Source organism: Clostridium sp., from assembly GCF_036781005.1.
In the GTDB taxonomy this organism is placed as follows: Bacteria; Bacillota; Clostridia; order Clostridiales; family Clostridiaceae; genus Clostridium_B.
In genome coordinates this window covers 1-3,893 of sequence record NZ_DAIQBT010000077.1, presented here as the reverse complement: position 1 = coordinate 3,893, position 3,893 = coordinate 1, and the positions used below count along the sequence as shown (strand labels likewise).

At 32.5% G+C, this 3,893-nt stretch carries 2 protein-coding genes and 2 pseudogenes; all 4 read left to right on the top strand.

Going from position 1 to position 3,893, the window contains the following annotated elements; all coding sequences use genetic code 11:
* Positions 1–1,582, top strand: a 1,582-nt coding sequence (locus V7Q02_RS15860) for a virulence-associated E family protein (protein ID WP_333862050.1), incomplete at its 5' end; no start/stop codon positions are given.
* Positions 1,583–2,026: 444 nt separating this feature from the next.
* Positions 2,027–2,311 carry a VRR-NUC domain-containing protein gene (locus V7Q02_RS15855; protein ID WP_333862051.1) on the top strand — a complete coding sequence of 95 codons (285 nt, stop codon included), beginning with the start codon at positions 2,027–2,029 and terminating at the stop codon, positions 2,309–2,311.
* 4 nt (positions 2,312–2,315) lie between these two features.
* A pseudogene (locus V7Q02_RS15850) lies at positions 2,316–3,702 on the top strand (SNF2-related protein).
* Positions 3,703–3,893 (top strand): annotated as a pseudogene (locus V7Q02_RS15845) (hypothetical protein); the annotation flags it as partial.

Genomic DNA, 3,893 nt, shown 5'->3' with positions numbered 1-3,893 from the left:
AATATATGATGATAAGTTCAGTTACAGCCATCATGGTACGGACCCTGCAAGTGAAGTATTATGTAATGCCTTTGACTTGGTGAGAATACACAAATTTGGGGATTTAGATGACAATGTGAGAATTGATACCAAAGCAAATAACCTACCATCATTCAAAAAAATGTCTGAATTTGCTGTTAATGATGAAAAAGTAAAAATTCAAATTGGTAAGGAAAGACTAGATGCTGCAAAAGATGAATTTGACATTATAAAAAATGATGATTCAAACAGTAAATGGTTCACAAAACTTGAATATACACAGCAGGGTAGTATTAGAAAAACTATTGATAACACAAAAATAATACTCGAGAATGACCCAGCGTTAAAAGGCAAATTTGCCTATAATGAATTCACCTTAAGAAAAACTGTAAAAGGCGCGGTACCCTGGAATTTATCGAATAAAGTAAGACCATGGGGCGATAGTACGGATTCAGATGATTCCGGTATAAGACATTATTTAGAAAAAGCCTACGATATAACAAGGTCGGTCCAAGTTATAAATGATGCTGTAAATCTTGTATTTAACGAAAATAAATTTCATCCTGTTAAAGATTATCTTAATAGCATTGAGTGGGATGGAGTAAAAAGGATCGATACCTTGCTGGTTAAGTATTTTGGCGCGGAAGATAACATTTATACCAGAGCAGTAACAAGAATATTTCTTTGTGGTGGGGTAGCAAGAATATTTCATCCCGGATGCCAATTGGATTATGTACTTACTTTAGTTGGACCTCAAGGCATTAGGAAAGGTACTTTCTATAGAATAATGGCTTCAAGAGATGAATGGTATACAGAGCTTAATACCATAAAACCTAAAGAGGCTATAGAAGAAACTATGGGTAAATGGATTGTGGAAATGGCGGAAATGGCGCCTACAAGAAAAAGCGAAGTTGACGAAATGAAAGCTTTTATAACCAATAAGACTAAAACTGTAAGGCTTGCATATGCTCATAATCCTACCGATATATTGAGGCAGTATGTACTTGTAGCTTCTAACAATAATAGCGCATTTTTGAAAGACCCTACAGGTGACAGAAGATATTTTCCTGTTGATGCTGATATGGAAAAAGCAACTAAAAGTATAAAAACAGACCTTGAAAAAGAGGTAGATCAATTATGGGCTGAGGCTATAGTTATTTATAAGGAAATGGGAAGCGAGGCTCTGCAACTTTCTAAGGAAGAAGAAAAATTAGCAAAAATAGCACAGGATAATCACAGGATAGTTGATGATGAAGAAGGAACTATAATTGAATATTTGGATACGCCTCTGCCAAAAGATTGGTACGAAAGAGATTTATATAAAAGACAGCAGTACTTTAATGATAATTTAGAACCTAAGGTTGCTAAAGGAGAAGGATTTTTGAGAGACAGAATTTGTGTTAAAGAGATACTGAATGAACTCTATGGTGTTTCTGGAAAAGTCGATTTAAGGGATTCAACCAGAATAAATAAAATATTACAGGGTTTAAAACATTGGGAAAGGCAAAAGTCAGTAATTAAAATAAAAGGGTATGGAGGACAAAGGGGTTTTTACAGAAAATAAAATTATTGAATAAAAAGAGATAGGATTCAAAATTTTACAGATAATGTATATAAATAAAATTTGATTTTATATTATTTGGAAAATTAATTAAAAATGGTATACAAAAACAGAAAAACTGTTTACCCGTTAAACTTAGTAATATCAATACCTATAATATAAAGGTAAACAGAGTAAACAGTTTTTCTATAATAGGTTAGTAAAAATAGGATATTTTCAATACACAAACACTTAAAATATCCTACTTTTACTGTAATCATAAGAAAAAACTGTTTAACCTGTTTACCAAGTCCCTTAAGGTATTGATATTACTAAGTTTAACGGGTAAACACCTAAAATATGTTAATTAAGAAAGAAGGTTAATTTTATGAAAGAAAAAATATGATGCTTTTTTATGTTCAGAACATGAATACCACACGGAAGAAATATTAAAAGGTTGTGATTTTATTGCTAGAAAGTGTTATTGAAAAAAGACTTAAAAAAGAAATTGAGAAGATAGGTGGAAAAGCATTAAAGTTTATTAGCCCAGGGATGTCAGGAGTGCCGGACAGGATCGTTTTAATGCCACATGGAAGGATTGTTTTTGTAGAGCTTAAAGCACCAGGTAAAAAAAGGAGAAAGCTTCAAGAATATAGAGCAAAGGAATTACAGAACTTAGGATTTAGAGTTGAATGTATAGATTCTATAGATGGAGTTCAGAACTTTGTAAAACAATTGACAGAAGGAAGGTGATAATATGGAATTTATACCCTATGAATACCAGAAATACGCAATAGACCACATTATAAACCATGAAGCTTCAGGACTATTTCTGGATATGGGCATGGGTTGAGTGTGGTAAAACAGTTAGTACCTTAACAGCAGTAGATGAATTATTGTTTTTAGGTGATGTAAATAAAGTACTTGTTATAGCACCACTTAGAGTGGCAGAGGATACATGGAGCACAGAAGTTGAAAAGTGGGACCATCTTAGTGGTTTAAAAGTATCAAAGGTACTAGGAACTCCAAAGCAGAGGATTAAGGCCATTGAGACAAAAGCAGACGTTTATGTTACTAATAGAGAAAATGTTGATTGGTTAGTTAAATATTGTTTTGATAGTTGGTTATTTGACATGGTCGTAATTGATGAGCTTTCAAGTTTTAAGAGTTCAAAAGCAAAGAGATTTAGGTCTTTGAGGAAGGTACGACCTTATTTTAAAAGAATAGTTGGGCTTACAGGGACACCAGCACCTAACAGCCTAATTGACCTATGGCCACAGATATATTTACTTGATGGGGGTAAGAGACTTGGAAAGACCCTAGGTAGCTATAGAGAGCAGTATTTCACACCGGGTAATAGAAACCAATTTGTGGTTTATAACTGGAATTTAAAAAAAGGTGCGGCGGATGCAATTGAAAATAAAATTTCAGATATTTGTGTCTCTATGAAAGCAAAAGATTATTTAGATTTACCTGAAAGAATAGATAATATTATAAATATTAATTTACCTGAAAATGCAATCAAAAAGTATAAAGAGCTAGAAAAGGATCTTGTCTTAGAACTTGGGGAAGAAGATATAACAGCATCAAATGCAGCAGTACTTACTAACAAATTATTGCAGATATCCAATGGTGCTATTTATTCAGAGGGACATACTGTAGTTGAAATACATCAAGAAAAATTAAAGGCACTACTTGAAATTATAGAATCAGCTAATGGAAAACCTGTTTTAATATTTTATTCATTTAAACATGATTTTGACAGGATAGTTGAATCTTTAGAATCTAAAAAGATAAAAGCAGTTGAATTGAGAGATTCTAAAGATATAAAAAAATGGAATGAAGGTAATATACCAGTGCTTTTAGTGCATCCGGCAAGTGCAGGACATGGCTTAAATCTTCAATATGGAGGAAATATAATTGTTTGGTTTGGGCTTACATGGAGCTTGGAGTTATATCAACAGGCCAATGCAAGGTTATACAGGCAGGGACAAAAGGAAACTGTAGTTATACATCATTTAGTTTGTAAAAATACTATAGACGAAGATGTGATGAAGTCTTTAGGAAATAAAGAAGTAAATCAAAATATACTGCTTGAGGCGGTAAAAGCTAGAATTCAGAAATATAAAAGTGAGGTGGTATAGATGGATTATGAGGAAGCTGTAAGAATTGGAGTAAGAGAAGGTATAAAATATATCAAAGAGCAGGAATATTATAAAACTAAAAAAAGATATGATCGAAGATTAAGAAATACTAGGTTGCTTCTTAAGCATTATCGGGATTTGAAGATACATGATAAACTTGCAGATAAATCAAATAGCAGTGTATATGAAAA